Below are 15,919 nucleotides of genomic sequence, written 5' to 3'. Positions count from 1 at the left end.
GAAACCATGTTAACTCCTTCAACAACCGCTTTGTTTTTCTCACGAAGAACTCTAAGAACTTTACCTTCAGAACCTTTGTGGTCTCCAGCAATAACTCTTACGATATCTCCTGATTTAATTTTTAGCTTTATCATTTGTATAAGAATTAAAGCACTTCAGGTGCTAATGATACAATTTTCATGAATTGTTTTTCACGAAGTTCTCTGGCAACCGGACCAAAAACACGAGTTCCTCTCATTTCTCCTGCAGCGTTTAACAATACACATGCGTTATCGTCAAAACGGATGTAAGATCCATCAGCTCTTCTCACTTCTTTTTTGGTACGTACAACTACTGCAGTTGACACCGCTCCTTTTTTAACGTTTCCGTTTGGAGTTGCATCTTTAATTGAAACTACAATTTTGTCACCAACAGAGGCATAACGACGTTTCGTTCCTCCTAAAACACGGATCGTAAGAACTTCTTTCGCTCCTGTGTTATCTGCTACTTTTAATCTTGACTCTTGTTGTACCATAATTACTTCGCTCTTTCAATGATTTCAACTAATCTCCAACATTTAGATTTACTTAATGGACGTGTTTCCATAATTCTTACAGTATCTCCAATGTTACAATCGTTTGTTTCGTCGTGTGCAACATATTTCTTAGTTTTCAACACGAACTTACCGTATAATGGGTGTTTCACTTTTGTAGTTTGTGACACAACAATAGATTTCTCCATTTTGTTTGAAGTCACCACACCAATTCTCTCTTTTCTTAAATTTCTTTTTTCCATCTTTCAGCTAGTGTACAATTATTGTAACTCTCTTTTAGTTAACTCTGTGTGTAATCTCGCAACTGATCTTCTTAAAGTTCTTAACTGAAGAGGATTTTGAATTGGAGATATTGCATGAGCATTTTTTAGGTCGGTATACGTTTTCTTTAACTGACTAAGTTGTTCTTGTAACTCAGCTGCAGATAGATTTTTAATTTCTGATTGTTTCATAATAAATTTTGATTATGCTTCGAAATCTCTAGCAACGATAAACTTAGTTTTAACAGGAAGTTTTTGAGCAGCAAGACGTAAAGCCTCTTTTGCTACTGATAGAGGCACACCTCCAACTTCAAACATAATTTTACCAGGTTTAACAACTGCAGCCCAATATTCAACTGCACCTTTACCTTTACCCATACGTACTTCTAATGGTTTCTTTGTAATAGGCTTATCTGGAAATATTTTGATCCATAATTGACCCTCTCTTTTCATGAAACGTGTTGCTGCGATACGAGCTGCTTCAATTTGACGAGAAGTAATAAATGCAGAATCTAAAGATTTGATACCAAACATTCCGTTAGAAAGCTCGTGTCCTCTTTGAGAAACGCCTTTCATTCTACCTTTCTGTACCTTACGGTATTTTGTTCTTTTAGGCTGTAACATTTTTCTTTAGTTTAAATAATTACTTTCTTTTGCGTGCGTTTGGTTTACCGTCTCTTTTTGGAGCAGAAGATCCTGATGATTTAGACTGTTTTTTGTCCATACCAACTAACGGAGAAAGATCTCTTTTTCCATAAACCTCACCTTTCATTATCCATACTTTGATACCCATTCTACCATAAGTAGTATGTGCTTCAGCTAATGAATAATCAATATCAGCTCTGAAAGTTGACAAAGGAATTCTACCTTCTTTGAAGTGTTCAGAACGAGCCATTTCAGCACCGTTTAAACGTCCAGAAATCATAACTTTAATACCTTCAGCATTCATTCTCATTGCAGCCGCGATAGCCATTTTAATAGCTCTTCTGTAAGAGATTCTGCTTTCAATTTGACGAGCGATAGAAGTTGCTACTAAGTAAGCATCTAACTCAGGTCTTTTGATTTCAAAGATGTTGATTTGAACTTCTTTGTCAGTAATTTTCTTAAGTTCTTCTTTTAACTTGTCTACCTCTTGACCACCTTTTCCGATAATAATACCAGGTCTAGCAGTAGTGATAGTAACGGTTACAAGTTTTAAAGTTCTCTCGATAATTATTTTAGATACACTAGCTTTTGATAAACGTGCATGGATGTATTTACGGATTTTAGCATCTTCAGCGATTTTATCACCGTAATCATTTCCTCCATACCAGTTTGAGTCCCATCCTCTGATGATACCAAGTCTATTTCCGATTGGATTTGTCTTTTGTCCCATACTGTTTATTAATTGCTTTGTGTGTTATTATTTGATCCTAACACGATTGTTACGTGGTTAGAACGCTTTCTAATTCTGTGTGCGCGACCTTGTGGAGCTGGACGAAGTCTTTTTAACATCATTCCACCATCTACAGTAATCGTTTTTACAAATAAGCCAGCTTCTTCTAAATTAGCATCAGCATTTTTTTGCTGATAGTTATTAATTGCTGATAACAACAATTTCTCTAATTTTCTTGAAGCTTCTTTTTGACTAAATCTTAATATATTAAGAGCCATTTCTACTTTCTGACCTCTAACTAAATCTGCAACTAAACGCATTTTTCTAGGTGAAGTAGGGCAGTTATTTAATTTAGCAAAAGCAACTTGTGCTTTAGCCTCTTTAGTCTGCTCTGCTCTTTCTCTTTTACGAACTCCCATAGCTTCCTATTATTTTTTACCTTTATTTTTAGCCCCAGCATGACCTCTAAAAGATCTTGTTGGTGAAAACTCTCCTAATTTGTGTCCTACCATGTTCTCAGTAACATATACTGGAACAAATTGACGACCATTGTGAACTGCGATAGTTTGCCCAACAAAATCTGGAGTAATCATAGATGCTCTAGACCAAGTCTTTACAACACCTTTGTTTCCACCTGCGATATTTTCTTGAACTTTCTTCTCTAATTTATAGTGAACGAATGGTCCTTTTTTTAATGAACGTGCCATGTCTATCTAATTATTTCTTTCTACGTTCTACAATATACTTATTACTCGGGTTAACTTTAGAACGAGTTCTATAACCTTTAGCAGGTAAACCTTTTCTTGAACGTGGGTGACCTCCTGAAGAACGTCCTTCACCACCTCCCATTGGGTGATCAACTGGGTTCATAGCTACTGGTCTTGTTCTTGGTCTTCTACCTAACCATCTTGATCTACCAGCTTTACCTGATACGATTAATTGGTGGTCTGAGTTAGAAACTGCTCCGATTGTAGCCATACAAGTTAACAAGATTAATCTTGTTTCTCCAGAAGGCATTTTAATTGTTGCATATTTTCCATCTCTTGCCATTAACTGAGCGAAAGTTCCTGCTGAACGAGCGATTACAGCTCCTTGACCTGGTCTTAATTCGATACACGAAATAACAGTTCCTAGAGGAATTTTACTTAAAGGCATTGCATTTCCAATTTCTGGAGATGCTTCTTCACCTGAAACTACAGTTTGTCCAACTTGTAATCCATTTTGCGCAATGATGTAAGTTTTAGCTCCATCTGCATAATACAATAATGAAATAAAAGCTGAACGATTTGGATCGTACTCGATAGTTTTAACTGTTGCTGGAATTCCAACTTTAGCTCTTTTAAAATCAATGATACGATACTTTTGTTTGTGACCACCACCTGTGTAACGCATGGTCATCTTTCCTTGACTATTTCTACCTCCTGAGTTTTTTTTCGGTGCGATTAATGAACGCTCCGGCTTATCAGTTGTAATAGTGTCAAAGCTATTAACAACTCTAAAACGCTGACCCGGGGTAATAGGTTTTAATTTTCTAACTGACATTTTCTATTAGATATTAGTATAAAAATCTATTGTTTCTCCCTCTTGTACTTGAACAACTGCTTTTTTATAAGCATTTGTTTTGCCACTGATTAAACCACTTTTGGTATATTTAACACTTCTATCAGCTCTGTAGTTCATTGTATTAACTGCAACCACATTCACACCATAAGCTGCTTCGATAGCATTTTTGATTTGAATTTTATTTGCATTTTTAGCAACCACAAAACCAAAACGGTTAAAAACTTCACCATCTTTAGTTATTTTTTCAGTTATAATAGGCTTAATTATGATACTCATAATCTTATTATTTACTTAAATTAGCTTCAATTCCGTCTACTGCACCCTCTAAAAGAACTAAACTTTTTGCATTTAAAATTGCATAAGTACTTAATTCTGAAGTAGTTACAACGCTAGACGCTTTTAAATTGCGTGACGACAAATATACATTTTTATTTGTATCACCCAACACAAATAATGATTTTTTGTTCTCTAACCCTAAAGCTTTCAATACGTTAATGAAATTTTTAGTGCTTGGTGTATCAAATGTAAAATCTTCAACCACTACCAAATTAGACTCATTTACCTTTAAAGATAAAGCTGATTTTCTAGCTAATCTTTTTAAGTTTTTGTTTAATTTGAAAGAATAACTTCTTGGTCTAGGCCCAAAAATAGTACCTCCACCTTTGAAAACTGGACTCTTAGCAGATCCTGCACGAGCAGTACCAGTTCCTTTTTGTTTTTTGATTTTACGAGTACTTCCTGCAACCTCAGCTCTTTCTTTAGCTTTGTGAGTACCTTGTCTTTGATTAGCCAAATATTGCTTTACATCTAAATATACAGCATGTTTATTAGGCTCAATTGCGAAAACTGAATCAGAAAGTTGAACTTTTCTTCCAGTTTCTTTTCCGTTGATATCTAAAACTTTTACTTCCATTACTTCTGAACGATTACATAAGAGTTTTTGTGTCCAGGAATCGCTCCTTTAACTAAAAGCAAGTTCTTTTCAGCAACTACTTTTAAAACTCTAAGGTTTTGTACTGTTACATTATCTCCTCCCATTCTTCCAGCCATACGCATTCCTTTGAATACTCTAGATGGATAAGATGAAGCTCCTACAGAACCAGGCGCTCTTAAACGGTTATGTTGACCGTGTGTTGCTTGTCCAACACCGCCAAAACCATGACGTTTAACAACCCCTTGGAATCCTTTTCCTTTAGAAACTCCAATTACATCAACAAATTCACCTTCAGCGAATAAGTCAACAGCGATTACATCGCCTAACTTGTACTCCGTTTCAAAACCTTTGAATTCAACAACTTTCTTTTTCGCAACTGTACCAGCTTTCTTAAAGTGACCTAACTCAGCTTTAATTGAATGCTTTTCAGTTTTGTCATCGAAACCTAATTGGATAGCTTCATAGCCATCTACATCATTGGTTCTGACTTGGGTAACAACGCATGGACCACACTCGATTACAGTACAAGGAATATTTTTCCCGTTCTCATCAAAGATGCTAGTCATGCCAATTTTTCTTCCGATTAACCCAGACATATTAAACTAATTATTAATTAAACTCTTATTTATAATACAAATAGTATTTGCACACTACTCATTTTGAGGGTGCAAATATATAAATTATTTTTTAATTATCGCAAAAATAAATAGTTAAGTAAAATTTCCTTAAAAAAAGGACTTTTTACCTACTAAAAATGATAAGAAAAAAACCGTAATGCATTCACATTAACGGTTTTTTATAGTAATCATTGCTTTTTTGCAATGGTGTTTATCACACTTTAATTTCTACTTCAACTCCTGAAGGTAACTCTAATTTCATTAAAGCATCGATAGTTTTAGAAGAAGAACTGTAGATATCTAACAATCTCTTATAAGAACTTAATTCGAATTGCTCTCTTGATTTTTTGTTAACGTGTGGAGAACGTAATACAGTAAAAATCTTTTTGTGAGTAGGTAATGGAATTGGACCCGTTACCACAGCACCTGTACTTTTTACAGTCTTAACGATTTTCTCAGCAGACTTATCTACTAAGTTATGATCGTATGATTTTAATTTTATTCTGATTTTTTGACTCATCTCTTTAAAAATTAAGCGTTACCTTTTGCTTTTTTGATTACAGCTTCTGAAATGTTAGAAGGTGTTTCTTCATAGTGAGAGAACTCCATAGTAGATGTAGCTCTACCAGAAGATAATGTTCTTAATGTAGTAACATATCCAAACATTTCTGATAAAGGAACATTAGCTTTGATAGTTTTAGCACCATTTCTATCACCCATATCATTTACTTGACCTCTACGACGGTTCAAGTCACCTACGATATCCCCCATGTTTTCTTCTGGAGTAATAACTTCAATTTTCATGATTGGCTCAAGAATAACAGCTCCTGCAGCTTTAGCTACTTCTTTATAACCCATTTTAGCTGCTAATTCGAATGACAATGCATCAGAATCCACAGGGTGAAACGAACCATCTAATAAAGTAACTTTTAAACTATCAACTGCATAACCAGCTAAAGGACCTTGCTTCATAGCTTCTCTGAATCCTTTTTCTACAGCAGGAATATATTCTTTTGGTACGTTACCACCTTTAACCTCATTAACAAACTGTAATCCCATAGGAGCTTTACCATCTACTAAATCAGCAGGCTCTAAACGGAAAACGATATCACCAAATTTACCACGACCTCCAGATTGTTTTTTGTAAACCTCTCTGTGTTGAGCCGCTTTAGTGAACGCTTCTTTATATTCTACTTGTGGCTCACCTTGGTTAACCTCAACTTTGAACTCACGTTTCATACGATCTACAAGGATGTCTAAGTGTAACTCACCCATACCTGAGATAATCGTTTGACCCGAAGCCTCATCAGTTCTAACTGTAAACGTTGGATCTTCCTCAGCTAATTTCGCTAAAGCCATACCCATTTTATCAACGTCAGCTTTAGTTTTAGGCTCAATCGCGATACCAATTACTGGATCAGGGAATTTCATAGACTCAAGGATAATTGGGTGTTTTTCATCACACATTGTATCTCCAGTCTTGATATCTTTAAATCCAACAGCAGCTCCAATATCTCCAGCCTCAATAAATTCGATTGGATTTTGTTTGTTAGCGTGCATTTGGTAGATACGAGAAATTCTCTCTTTGTTTCCTGAACGTGTATTCAAGATGTAAGAACCAGCATCTAAACGACCTGAATAAGCACGGAAGAAAGCTAAACGACCAACATAAGGATCAGTAGCAATTTTGAATGCTAAAGCCGCGAAAGGCTCTTTTGTATCAGGACGACGGATAATTTTCTTTTGATCTTCTTCTAATAAATCAGCATCATCAGGATGAATTCCTTCGATACCTTCTTTATCTAATGGAGATGGTAAATACTTACAAACTGCATCTAACATAAATTGAACTCCTTTGTTTTTGAAAGAAGAACCAGCGATCATAGGAATGATAGCCATGTCGATTGTAGCAGCACGTAAAGCATTGTTGATTTCTTCCTCAGTAATTGAGTTTTCATCTTCCATATACTTTTCTAATAAGTTTTCGTCGTAAGTAGCAATCTCTTCAATTAAAATTGAACGATACTCTTTTACTTCGTCAACCATATCAGCAGGAATATCGATAATATCGAAAGTAGCACCTTGTGTTTCATCATGCCACACAATAGCTTGATTTTTCACTAAGTCAACTACTCCTTTGAAATCAGCCTCTTCACCAATTGGTAAAGTAATCGCTACTGCGTTTGATTTCAACATATCTTTAACTTGCTGACAAACTCCTAAGAAGTTAGAACCTTGACGGTCCATTTTATTTACGAATCCCATACGAGGAACTCTGTACTGATCTGCTAATCTCCAGTTAGTTTCAGATTGAGGCTCAACACCATCAACCGCACTAAATAAGAATACTAAACCATCTAATACACGTAATGAACGGTTTACCTCTACTGTAAAGTCAACGTGACCAGGAGTATCGATAATGTTAAAGTGATACGGTTTAGATTCAGGTAAAATTTTACCTTGGTTTGTTGGGAAATTCCACTCACAAGTTGTAGCAGCCGAAGTAATAGTAATACCTCTTTCTTGCTCTTGTGCCATCCAGTCCATTGTTGCAGCACCATCGTGTACTTCTCCAATTTTGTGTGATTTTCCTGTGTAGAATAAGATACGCTCAGTTGTTGTTGTTTTACCAGCATCAATGTGAGCCGCAATACCTATATTTCTTGTATATTTTAAATCTCTAGCCATTTCTTTATGAATTAAAATCTAAAGTGAGAGAATGCTTTGTTAGCTTCTGCCATTTTGTGAGTATCCATTCTTTTCTTAACAGCAGCACCTTCTTCTTTAGCAGCAGCTAAAATTTCAGACGCTAACTTTGCAGCCATCGATTTTTCATTTCTTTTTCTTGCATACAAAATCATCCATTTGATAGCGTAAGAAATTTTTCTATCTGGACGAATTGGCATTGGAATTTGAAATGTAGCTCCACCTACACGACGAGAACGAACCTCTACGTGTGGCATTACATTTGTTAATGCGTCTTTCCAAATTTCTAATGCAGATTTTTCCGCATCTTGCTTTTTGTTTTCTACGATTTCTAATGCATCATAGAACACTTTAAAAGCAGTTGATTTTTTACCATCCCACATTAAGTTGTTCACAAAACGTGTAACTAACTGATCGTTAAATTTTGGATCTGGTAAAAGAGGTCTTTTTTTGGCCTGTCTTTTTCTCATGTCTTTTGTTTAAAAGATTTTAAATTACTTTTTCTTTCCAGCTGCAGCAGGTGCTTGTCCTGGTTTTGGACGTTTTGCTCCATACTTAGATCTACGTTGTGTTCTACCTGCAACACCCGCAGTATCTAATGCTCCACGTACGATGTGATAACGTACTCCTGGTAAATCTTTTACTCTTCCACCTCTAACTAATACTATCGAGTGCTCTTGTAGATTGTGACCCTCTCCAGGAATGTATGCATTCACTTCGTTACCGTTTGTTAAACGAACCCTAGCCACCTTTCTCATCGCTGAGTTTGGTTTTTTAGGAGTTGTTGTGTAAACACGAGTACACACACCTCTTCTTTGAGGACAAGAATCTAAAGCAGCCGATTTACTCTTCTTAGTTATTTGGGTTCTCCCTGTTCTTACTAATTGTTGAATTGTTGGCATAATTAAATACTAAAAATTTTTAATGTTTAAAATTCCCGCTTTTTACGGGGTTGCAAATGTAGGAATTATTTTTTACTTTCCAAATCATAATTTATTAATTTTCAATGCAATTGTATTTTTTAGTGTTTTGATTGGCATTGAGTTAGAAAAAAGAAATACAAAAATTCAGATGAATTACTGCATTAGACTCTGAAACAAGTTCAGAATAACAAAGTAGATATAAAATTATTTTACTTTTTTTCGTTTCTTTACTGCTATGAAATTACTCTTGGGTTTACTACTATTTTTTTGTTTCCAATTTTCGTTGGGACAAAATTTCTATTTAAACATAAAAGGAACTTCTGAAATCGAAAACAAAACCATTGATAGTTTGCAATACGAAAACAAACACACTTCAGTAGCTTCTATTTTAGAAGAACAAAAACGATTTGAAAACATGTTAACGAATCAAGGTTTTTTCGATTGGCAGTTATTGGAACAGAAAAAAGTGAACGACAGCAGTTTTGTTTTTTACTACCGATTGGGAAATACAATAAAAAACAACACTATATATATAGGTAAACTTTCTGCTGAAGAAAAATCGCTATTACAATTAGAGAAAGACATTTTAACTATTGCCACGAATGAAGTTGAAAATTTCATGAAGAGCAAAATTGCACTTTTAGAGAAGAAAGGGTATTCGCTTGCTAATTTACAGTTAGTCAATCAGCGAAGAATTGGAAATAATTTAATTTCTGATTTACAAGTAAAACTCAATGCTAAAAGAAATATTACCGATTTAGTCATTGTAGGTTATGATAAATTTCCAGCTGGGATTAAAAAAGCAATTACCAAAAAAGCAAAAAAAGCCACTTTCAATCAAGACAATTTAAAACAGATTAACGATACTTTTGACAAGTTGCAATTTGTGAATCAAATCAAATATCCCGAAATTTTATTCACCACTGATTCCACTAAGATTTTCGTTTACGTTGAAAAATCGAAACCCAATAAATTTGATGGTTTCATTGGTTTTTCAAATGATGACCAAAGCAAATTAACTTTTAACGGCTATTTAGATTTACAATTGCAAAACATTTTAAACACCGGAGAAAAATTCAATTTGTATTGGAAAAACGATGGTAACCGACAAACTTCGTTTAACATCGGAACCGAGTTACCGTATATCTTTAAAAGTCCCATTGGAATTAAAGCGAATTTGAGAATTTTTAAACAAGATTCTACATTTCAAAATACCATAACCGATTTGAATTTGGGTTATTATTTTTCATACAACACCAAAGCTTTTGTAGGTTATCAAAAAACTACTTCTGTTGATATTCAAAATACCAATTCATTTAGTTTGAATGATTTCACTAACACCTTTTTAACTTCAAGTTTTGAACATCTTGAATTGAATCCTGATAGTTTTATTTTTCCTGAAAAAGCAAAAGTTTTTGTGAAATTTGGAACAGGAAATCGAACGATTGCATCTCAAAAAACGAGTCAGTTTTTTACCCAATTGGATGTGAATTATAGTTTTAATCTGAATCAGAAAAACAGCATATTTGTTCGAAATCAGACTTATTATTTACAAAGTGATGATTATATAATTAACGAACTTTTCCGATTTGGAGGAATTAATTCGATTAGAGGTTTTAACGAAAATAGTTTACAAGCCAATGCTTTTACCGGAATCATAGCGGAGTATCGTTATTTATTAGCTTCTAATTTATATTTACATTCTATTACCGATTTTGGCTATTTTCAAGACAAAACTTCCAATACAGAAGACCGTTTATTAGGTTTGGGATTCGGATTTGGATTGTTTACCAAAAATGGATTGTTCAATTTAGTTTATGCTAATGGTAGTACGAGCGACCAAGCTATAAAACTTTCCAATTCGATTGTGCATATTAGTTTTAAAACAAATTTTTAAGATTAAGCCACGGATTAAACGATTTTCACGGATTACTTTTCCAATGGAATATTTAAAAAATCCATTTCATCCTTTAATCCGTGGCAAAACCAAACTATTGAAAATCAAAATCTATAATAAATCAAACTAAAATCCTATCTTTGCCACATGGAAAAAGACAACCAAATATTCGGGATTAGAGCAATAATTGAAGCAATTAACGCAAAAAAGGAAATTGATAAAGTATTCGTTCAAAAAGAGGCACAAGGCGACTTGATGCAAGATTTGATGAAAACAATGAAAAGTAACAACATCAACTTTTCCTACGTTCCTGTTGAAAAACTAAACCGATTAACTCCAAATAATCACCAAGGCGCGGTGGCAACCATTGCTCCTATTTCTTTTGTTGCATTAGAAACTATGGTTGAAAGCGTTATCGAAAGTGGTAAAAAACCTCTATTCCTAATTTTAGATCAATTGTCAGATGCGCGTAACTTTGGCGCTATCATTAGAACAGCAGAATGCACAGGTGTTGATGGAATCATCATACAAAAACAAGGTTCGGCTCCTGTGAATGGTGATACGGTTAAAACTTCAGCTGGTGCTGTTTTTAATGTACCAATTTGTAAAGTAGACCATATTAAAGATGCGATTTTTTATTTGCAAGGTTCTGGAATTAAAACCGTAGCTGCAACTGAAAAAACAGAGCAACACATTTACGACATCAACTTCAACGAAGGCGTTGCGATTATTATGGGTAGCGAAGACCGAGGCGTGAATCCTTCAGTATTGAAAATTGTAGATGAAAAAGCAAAATTACCTATGTTTGGCACAATCGAATCATTAAATGTTTCAGTGGCTTGCGGTGCTTTTTTGTATGAAGCTTTGAGACAGAGAATGTAGTTTACTCAAACTTCCTTAAAATTAATGTTCATGAAAAATTTCATTTTATTTATCGCTGTTTTTATATCAATTCCAAGTTTTAGTCAAGATTTAAAAATAGTAAAAACTACCGATTACGAAATCTCATATCCAAGTAATTTAAGATATGATGATTCTAAAACAAGAGGTACTGAATTTATTATTTACACTGAAAAAGAAGATGAAAAAGATACATTTATTGAAAATATAAATCTTTTAATTCAAAATTTTAAAGGATACCAAATTGATTTAAATCAATACATTGAAATAACTGAAAAACAAATAAATGAAAATGGAATCTTAATAGAATCTAAAAGAACTGTCTTAAATAATTCCGAGGTTCATATTTTAACTTACGAAGCAAATTTAAATGTGAGAAATCTCAAATTTCATCAATATATTTTAGTTAAAAATGAAAAAGCGTATGTACTCACTTATACTGCTGAAATTGATAAATTTGATATTTACTTCCCAGAAATAATTAAAATTTTCAACTCTTTTTCTTTAAAGTAATCACTTCTTTCCTCCCAAAAACTCATATACCACTCTAATTGAAGAAGTAAAATATTCTCTAATGACTTCCTCTGGTTTTGGTGGTGGATTAAAATTTCCTTTTTCGTCGAAGTTTTTCATAAAGGGATCGAGTTCGGGATTGAAATCGGGTTTTTCCCATTCGTAGAAAATCGGTTTTGAAAATTGAGGTGTTTTTAGAACTAAAGCTAAGGCTAATCCCACAAGAAATCCTGCTAAATGGCCTTCCCACGAAATGCCTTCTTTTACATTGGGAAACATATACCAAACACTTCCACCGTATAAAATTACAATGGTGAAAGATAAAGCTACCAATCGGTAATATTTGGTAAAAATGCCTTTGAAGAAGATAAAACTCACCAAAGCATAGATTAATCCGCTGGCGCCAATGTGGTAACTTGGTCTTCCCAACAACCAAGTTCCTAATCCTGAAAAGAGAATTCCTAAAAACAAAACTATAAACGATTGTTCTTTGTAGAAATATCTCAAAATAGGCAACAAGACCAATAACGCGATGGAATTATTCGTCAAATGCTCAATATCGCCATGTAAAAATGGACTAAATAGAATGCCTTTTAATCCAAAAACTTCTCTTGGATAAATTCCAAAATGCGATAAATTATGTTGAAATTGTAATTCGTACCAAAAGACCAACCATAATGTCAATACAAAAAATAACGGTAATAAAATGACCGCTTTTGTAAACTGAAAAGGATTATCGTGTTGTTTTTCCATACTGAATCGAACTCAAAGATAAAGCCAAAAAGATAATTATGAAATAATGGCAGTCTTATTTAAAACACATAGAGACATAAGTTTGACTTTTGGTAAAAAAGGCTTTACACTTAACATAGTTCACAAAGCAAAATCTATATAATCTTAAATTAATGAAATGCCTTTAATTAATAATTTTAGAACCTATGTTTCTATGTGGTAAAAATCTAAAAAAGAATCGCATATTTTTGTAATTTTACGTCATGAATCAACCATTAGCCGAACGCATTCGACCGCAACAATTATCGGATTACATCAGCCAATTGCATTTAGTTGGACCTGAAGGGTCGTTAACGCAACAAATTGCCAAAGGATTAATTCCGAGTTTGATCTTATGGGGACCACCAGGAACCGGAAAAACCACCTTGGCACAAATCATGGCGCAAGAAAGTAAACGTCCGTTTTACCAACTGAGTGCCATACATTCGGGCGTAAAAGACATTCGCGAAGTCATTGAAAAAGCGAAGCAAAGCAGTGGTTTATTCACCGCTAAAAATCCAATTTTATTTATTGATGAGATTCATCGTTTTAGTAAATCTCAACAAGATTCATTATTGGCAGCGGTTGAAAAAGGTTGGGTAACTTTGATTGGCGCAACAACTGAAAACCCGAGCTTTGAGGTTATTCCCGCTTTATTGTCAAGATGTCAGGTATATGTGTTGAATGCATTTACCAAAGACGATTTGGAAGCTTTATTGCATCGTGCGATGAAAACGGATGTGGAACTTCAAAAGAAAGACATTCAATTAAAAGAAACCGAAGCATTGTTAAGACTTTCAGGTGGCGATGGACGAAAATTATTAAATATTTTCGAATTAGTCATTAATGCTACTGAAAGCGACACCATTGAAATTACAAATGAAAAAGTAATGCAATTGGCGCAAAAAAACACAGTGTTGTATGACAAAACTGGCGAGCAACATTACGATATAGTTTCTGCTTTCATAAAATCAATTCGTGGAAGTGACCCAAATGGCGCAGTGTATTGGTTAGCTAGAATGATTGAAGGTGGCGAAGATGTTAAATTTATTGCCAGAAGAATGTTGATTTTAGCAAGTGAAGATATCGGAAATGCAAATCCAACAGCTTTGATTATGGCGAATAATACGTTTCAAGCTGTAACCACCATTGGCTATCCAGAAAGTAGAATTATTTTGAGTCAATGTGCGATTTATTTAGCAACTTCTGCCAAAAGTAACGCAAGTTATATGGCTATTGGAAAAGCTCAACAACTCGTAAAACAAACTGGAGATTTACCTGTTCCTATTCATTTAAGAAATGCGCCAACCAAATTAATGAAAGAATTAGGCTACGGAGAAGAATACAAATATTCACACGATTACCCAAACAACTTTGCGGAACAAGAATTTTTACCTAACGAAATTTCCGAAACTAAATTCTTTGAACCAGGAGAAAATGCACGCGAAAAAGAATTACGTCAATTTCTAAAAAATCGATGGAAAGATAAGTATGGGTATTAAAAAGAGTTAAAAAAATTAAAACTTAACATCTACTTTTTGAGAAATTAATTTTTCTTCCTCATAGTATTCAAAAAACCAACCACTATTTTTCTTAATTAAAATACCACTCAGAACACCTTTAGTTGCAGTAAAAATATTGGTATTTGAAGTTTTTTGTAGATTAAAAACAACAACCGATTTCTCATTTACTAAATTATATCCAAGCTCTGTTGCAACTGCTGTGAATTTTTCAGATAGTACTTGTACTTCGCTGGTATTTTTAGAATCTTCTATTCTTATTTCTTCTTGACTTAAACCTTTTTCTATAGATTTTAATTTTTCTCTAACTGAAGATAAAGCAATTCGAAATGCTTCTACATACGCTTTTTGATATTCTTTTTCTCTACTAGATCCTAAATCGCTTACTAAAAGAACTTTATTGTAACAATCTTTAATCTCAATATTTATTTTAGTGACAAATAAATTATTATTTTCAATAACATTCACAAATAATGCTGAACAACGATTTTGCGCCAATTCTTTTGGAAATTGATCGGTATCATAAAAGGCCTCAAAACCTTCTCTTTCAAAGAAAGATTTAGTCATTGCATTTAAATTATATTTATTATTCTCATTAAAGAAGCTAAACTTTAAAGGAACAACTACATATTTATAATTTCCTTGAGCAAATGAAAATGAAAAACCCAATAACAATAATAAAAATAACTTCTTCATAACTATAATATATTTTTTAATTCTAATAAATGACTTACTTGTAAAACTGGATTTTCAACTTTGATTTTTTGTTCATTAAAAAATACAGCTTCAATTCCTGCTTCTTGTGCTCCAATGATATCAGCCTCATAACTATCGCCTATCATTAAGCTTTCTTCTTTTGAAGCGTTTGCCAAAGATAAGGCAAAATCAAATATGTTGCGATGCGGTTTTTTTACACCCGCCATTTCGGAATTGGTAATCGTTTCAAAATAATGATCAATTTTCGAATTCTTCATTTTTTTGGTTTGAACCGATGCAAAACCATTGGTAATGATGTGCAATTGATATTTTGGTTTTAAATAATCTAATAATTCAATAGCACCATCGAAAAGATGATTAAACTCTGGCAAGTATTTGATATATTCTTCCGATAAATGATGAATCATTTCGTCTGAAACTTCAAAATTCAAGGCATCGAAAACGTCTTTTAAACGATAATAACGTAAATCGTCGTGTGTGATTTGATTCACTTGATACAATTTCCAATAATGTTGGTTTCTTGGAATGTAGATATTAAGAAAATGCGATAATTCAATATCAAAACCTTGTTGTTTGAAAATAGTATCAAATGCAAAAGCTGAATTTTTATCGAAATCCCAAAGTGTGTGATCTAAATCGAAAAAGAGATGTTTTTTATGTTGGAATGAATGCAATGCTATGTGTTTGAATG

At 33.6% G+C, this 15,919-nt stretch carries 23 protein-coding genes; 4 read left to right on the top strand and 19 right to left on the bottom strand.

The features are described 5' to 3' along the window. The 16 genes from B4I81_RS03105 to rpsL all read right to left on the bottom strand — a co-directional run. A partial coding sequence (locus tag B4I81_RS03105; RefSeq protein WP_291107361.1) for a KOW motif-containing protein occupies positions 1–134 on the bottom strand: 134 nt, incomplete at its 3' end. An 11-nt stretch (positions 135–145) separates the two neighbouring features. Next, positions 146–514, bottom strand: coding sequence for a 50S ribosomal protein L14 (rplN, locus tag B4I81_RS03100; protein WP_007803649.1), 369 nt, complete (start codon positions 512–514; stop codon positions 146–148). Between the two features lie 2 nt (positions 515–516). Next, complete coding sequence (rpsQ, locus tag B4I81_RS03095) at positions 517–774, bottom strand: 30S ribosomal protein S17 (protein ID WP_026725636.1); 258 nt, start codon at positions 772–774, stop codon at positions 517–519. A gap of 18 nt (positions 775–792) precedes the next feature. Further along, positions 793–984, bottom strand: coding sequence for a 50S ribosomal protein L29 (gene rpmC / locus B4I81_RS03090; protein ID WP_073583320.1), 192 nt, complete (start codon positions 982–984; stop codon positions 793–795). Between the two features lie 12 nt (positions 985–996). Further along, a complete protein-coding gene (gene rplP, locus B4I81_RS03085; protein ID WP_231836122.1) occupies positions 997–1,416 on the bottom strand; it encodes a 50S ribosomal protein L16 in 420 nt (139 codons plus the stop codon). A gap of 19 nt (positions 1,417–1,435) precedes the next feature. Beyond that, positions 1,436–2,167 (bottom strand): 30S ribosomal protein S3, encoded by a 732-nt coding sequence (gene rpsC, locus B4I81_RS03080; protein ID WP_231842250.1) that lies wholly within the window; start codon positions 2,165–2,167, stop codon positions 1,436–1,438. A gap of 8 nt (positions 2,168–2,175) precedes the next feature. Then, complete coding sequence (gene rplV / locus B4I81_RS03075; protein ID WP_194095206.1) at positions 2,176–2,586, bottom strand: 50S ribosomal protein L22; 411 nt, start codon at positions 2,584–2,586, stop codon at positions 2,176–2,178. A gap of 9 nt (positions 2,587–2,595) precedes the next feature. Further along, positions 2,596–2,874, bottom strand: a complete 279-nt coding sequence (gene rpsS / locus B4I81_RS03070) for a 30S ribosomal protein S19 (protein WP_073583326.1) — start codon at positions 2,872–2,874, stop codon at positions 2,596–2,598. A gap of 10 nt (positions 2,875–2,884) precedes the next feature. Beyond that, entirely contained in the window at positions 2,885–3,709 is an 825-nt protein-coding gene (rplB, locus tag B4I81_RS03065) for a 50S ribosomal protein L2 (protein ID WP_026725640.1), read from the bottom strand. 6 nt (positions 3,710–3,715) lie between these two features. Further along, positions 3,716–4,006, bottom strand: a complete 291-nt coding sequence (gene rplW, locus B4I81_RS03060; protein ID WP_194095209.1) for a 50S ribosomal protein L23 — start codon at positions 4,004–4,006, stop codon at positions 3,716–3,718. Positions 4,007–4,013: 7 nt separating this feature from the next. Continuing rightward, positions 4,014–4,643 carry a 50S ribosomal protein L4 gene (gene rplD, locus B4I81_RS03055; RefSeq protein ID WP_194095210.1) on the bottom strand — a complete coding sequence of 210 codons (630 nt, stop codon included), beginning with the start codon at positions 4,641–4,643 and terminating at the stop codon, positions 4,014–4,016. After that, positions 4,643–5,260 (bottom strand): 50S ribosomal protein L3, encoded by a 618-nt coding sequence (gene rplC, locus B4I81_RS03050; RefSeq protein ID WP_194095212.1) that lies wholly within the window; start codon positions 5,258–5,260, stop codon positions 4,643–4,645. Before rplC ends, rplD begins: the two co-directional genes overlap by 1 nt. 235 nt (positions 5,261–5,495) lie before the next feature. Continuing rightward, the gene (gene rpsJ, locus B4I81_RS03045; protein WP_009779180.1) at positions 5,496–5,801 is read right to left on the bottom strand and encodes a 30S ribosomal protein S10; all 306 of its coding nucleotides are present in this window, start codon (positions 5,799–5,801) and stop codon (positions 5,496–5,498) included. An 11-nt stretch (positions 5,802–5,812) separates the two neighbouring features. Further along, the gene (gene fusA / locus B4I81_RS03040; RefSeq protein WP_291107334.1) at positions 5,813–7,969 is read right to left on the bottom strand and encodes an elongation factor G; all 2,157 of its coding nucleotides are present in this window, start codon (positions 7,967–7,969) and stop codon (positions 5,813–5,815) included. An 11-nt stretch (positions 7,970–7,980) separates the two neighbouring features. After that, positions 7,981–8,457, bottom strand: coding sequence for a 30S ribosomal protein S7 (gene rpsG, locus B4I81_RS03035; protein WP_291107331.1), 477 nt, complete (start codon positions 8,455–8,457; stop codon positions 7,981–7,983). 24 nt (positions 8,458–8,481) lie between these two features. After that, positions 8,482–8,889 carry a 30S ribosomal protein S12 gene (gene rpsL, locus B4I81_RS03030; protein ID WP_231836113.1) on the bottom strand — a complete coding sequence of 136 codons (408 nt, stop codon included), beginning with the start codon at positions 8,887–8,889 and terminating at the stop codon, positions 8,482–8,484. Positions 8,890–9,193: 304 nt separating this feature from the next. Between rpsL and B4I81_RS03025 the strand changes: the two genes are divergently transcribed. The 3 genes from B4I81_RS03025 to B4I81_RS03015 all read left to right on the top strand — a co-directional run bounded on the left by B4I81_RS03025 (position 9,194) and on the right by B4I81_RS03015 (position 12,220). Continuing rightward, entirely contained in the window at positions 9,194–10,807 is a 1,614-nt protein-coding gene (locus B4I81_RS03025) for a hypothetical protein (protein WP_291107326.1), read from the top strand. 147 nt (positions 10,808–10,954) lie between these two features. Then, complete coding sequence (gene rlmB, locus B4I81_RS03020; RefSeq protein WP_291107324.1) at positions 10,955–11,689, top strand: 23S rRNA (guanosine(2251)-2'-O)-methyltransferase RlmB; 735 nt, start codon at positions 10,955–10,957, stop codon at positions 11,687–11,689. A 30-nt stretch (positions 11,690–11,719) separates the two neighbouring features. Further along, positions 11,720–12,220: a hypothetical protein gene (locus tag B4I81_RS03015; protein ID WP_291107321.1), complete on the top strand. Its 501-nt coding sequence runs from the start codon at positions 11,720–11,722 to the stop codon at positions 12,218–12,220. On the opposite strand, the gene B4I81_RS03010 is transcribed toward B4I81_RS03015, so the two are convergent. Then, the gene (locus B4I81_RS03010) at positions 12,221–12,973 is read right to left on the bottom strand and encodes a rhomboid family intramembrane serine protease (protein WP_291107318.1); all 753 of its coding nucleotides are present in this window, start codon (positions 12,971–12,973) and stop codon (positions 12,221–12,223) included. Between the two features lie 242 nt (positions 12,974–13,215). On the opposite strand from B4I81_RS03010, the gene B4I81_RS03005 reads away from it, so the two are divergent. Then, positions 13,216–14,493, top strand: a complete 1,278-nt coding sequence (locus B4I81_RS03005; protein ID WP_291107315.1) for a replication-associated recombination protein A — start codon at positions 13,216–13,218, stop codon at positions 14,491–14,493. A gap of 15 nt (positions 14,494–14,508) precedes the next feature. On the opposite strand, the gene B4I81_RS03000 is transcribed toward B4I81_RS03005, so the two are convergent. Together B4I81_RS03000 and B4I81_RS02995 are read right to left on the bottom strand one after the other, a co-directional pair. Next, positions 14,509–15,207: a hypothetical protein gene (locus B4I81_RS03000; protein ID WP_291107312.1), complete on the bottom strand. Its 699-nt coding sequence runs from the start codon at positions 15,205–15,207 to the stop codon at positions 14,509–14,511. A 2-nt stretch (positions 15,208–15,209) separates the two neighbouring features. Next, the gene (locus B4I81_RS02995; RefSeq protein WP_291107309.1) at positions 15,210–15,902 is read right to left on the bottom strand and encodes a YjjG family noncanonical pyrimidine nucleotidase; all 693 of its coding nucleotides are present in this window, start codon (positions 15,900–15,902) and stop codon (positions 15,210–15,212) included. Positions 15,903–15,919: the final 17 nt, after the last annotated feature.

It is taken from the genome of Flavobacterium sp. UBA6195 (assembly GCF_002422095.1).
Lineage (GTDB): Bacteria > Bacteroidota > Bacteroidia > Flavobacteriales > Flavobacteriaceae > Flavobacterium.
The sequence above is the reverse complement of the archived record's forward strand: the minus strand, read 5'-3'. Positions and strand labels throughout refer to the sequence as shown.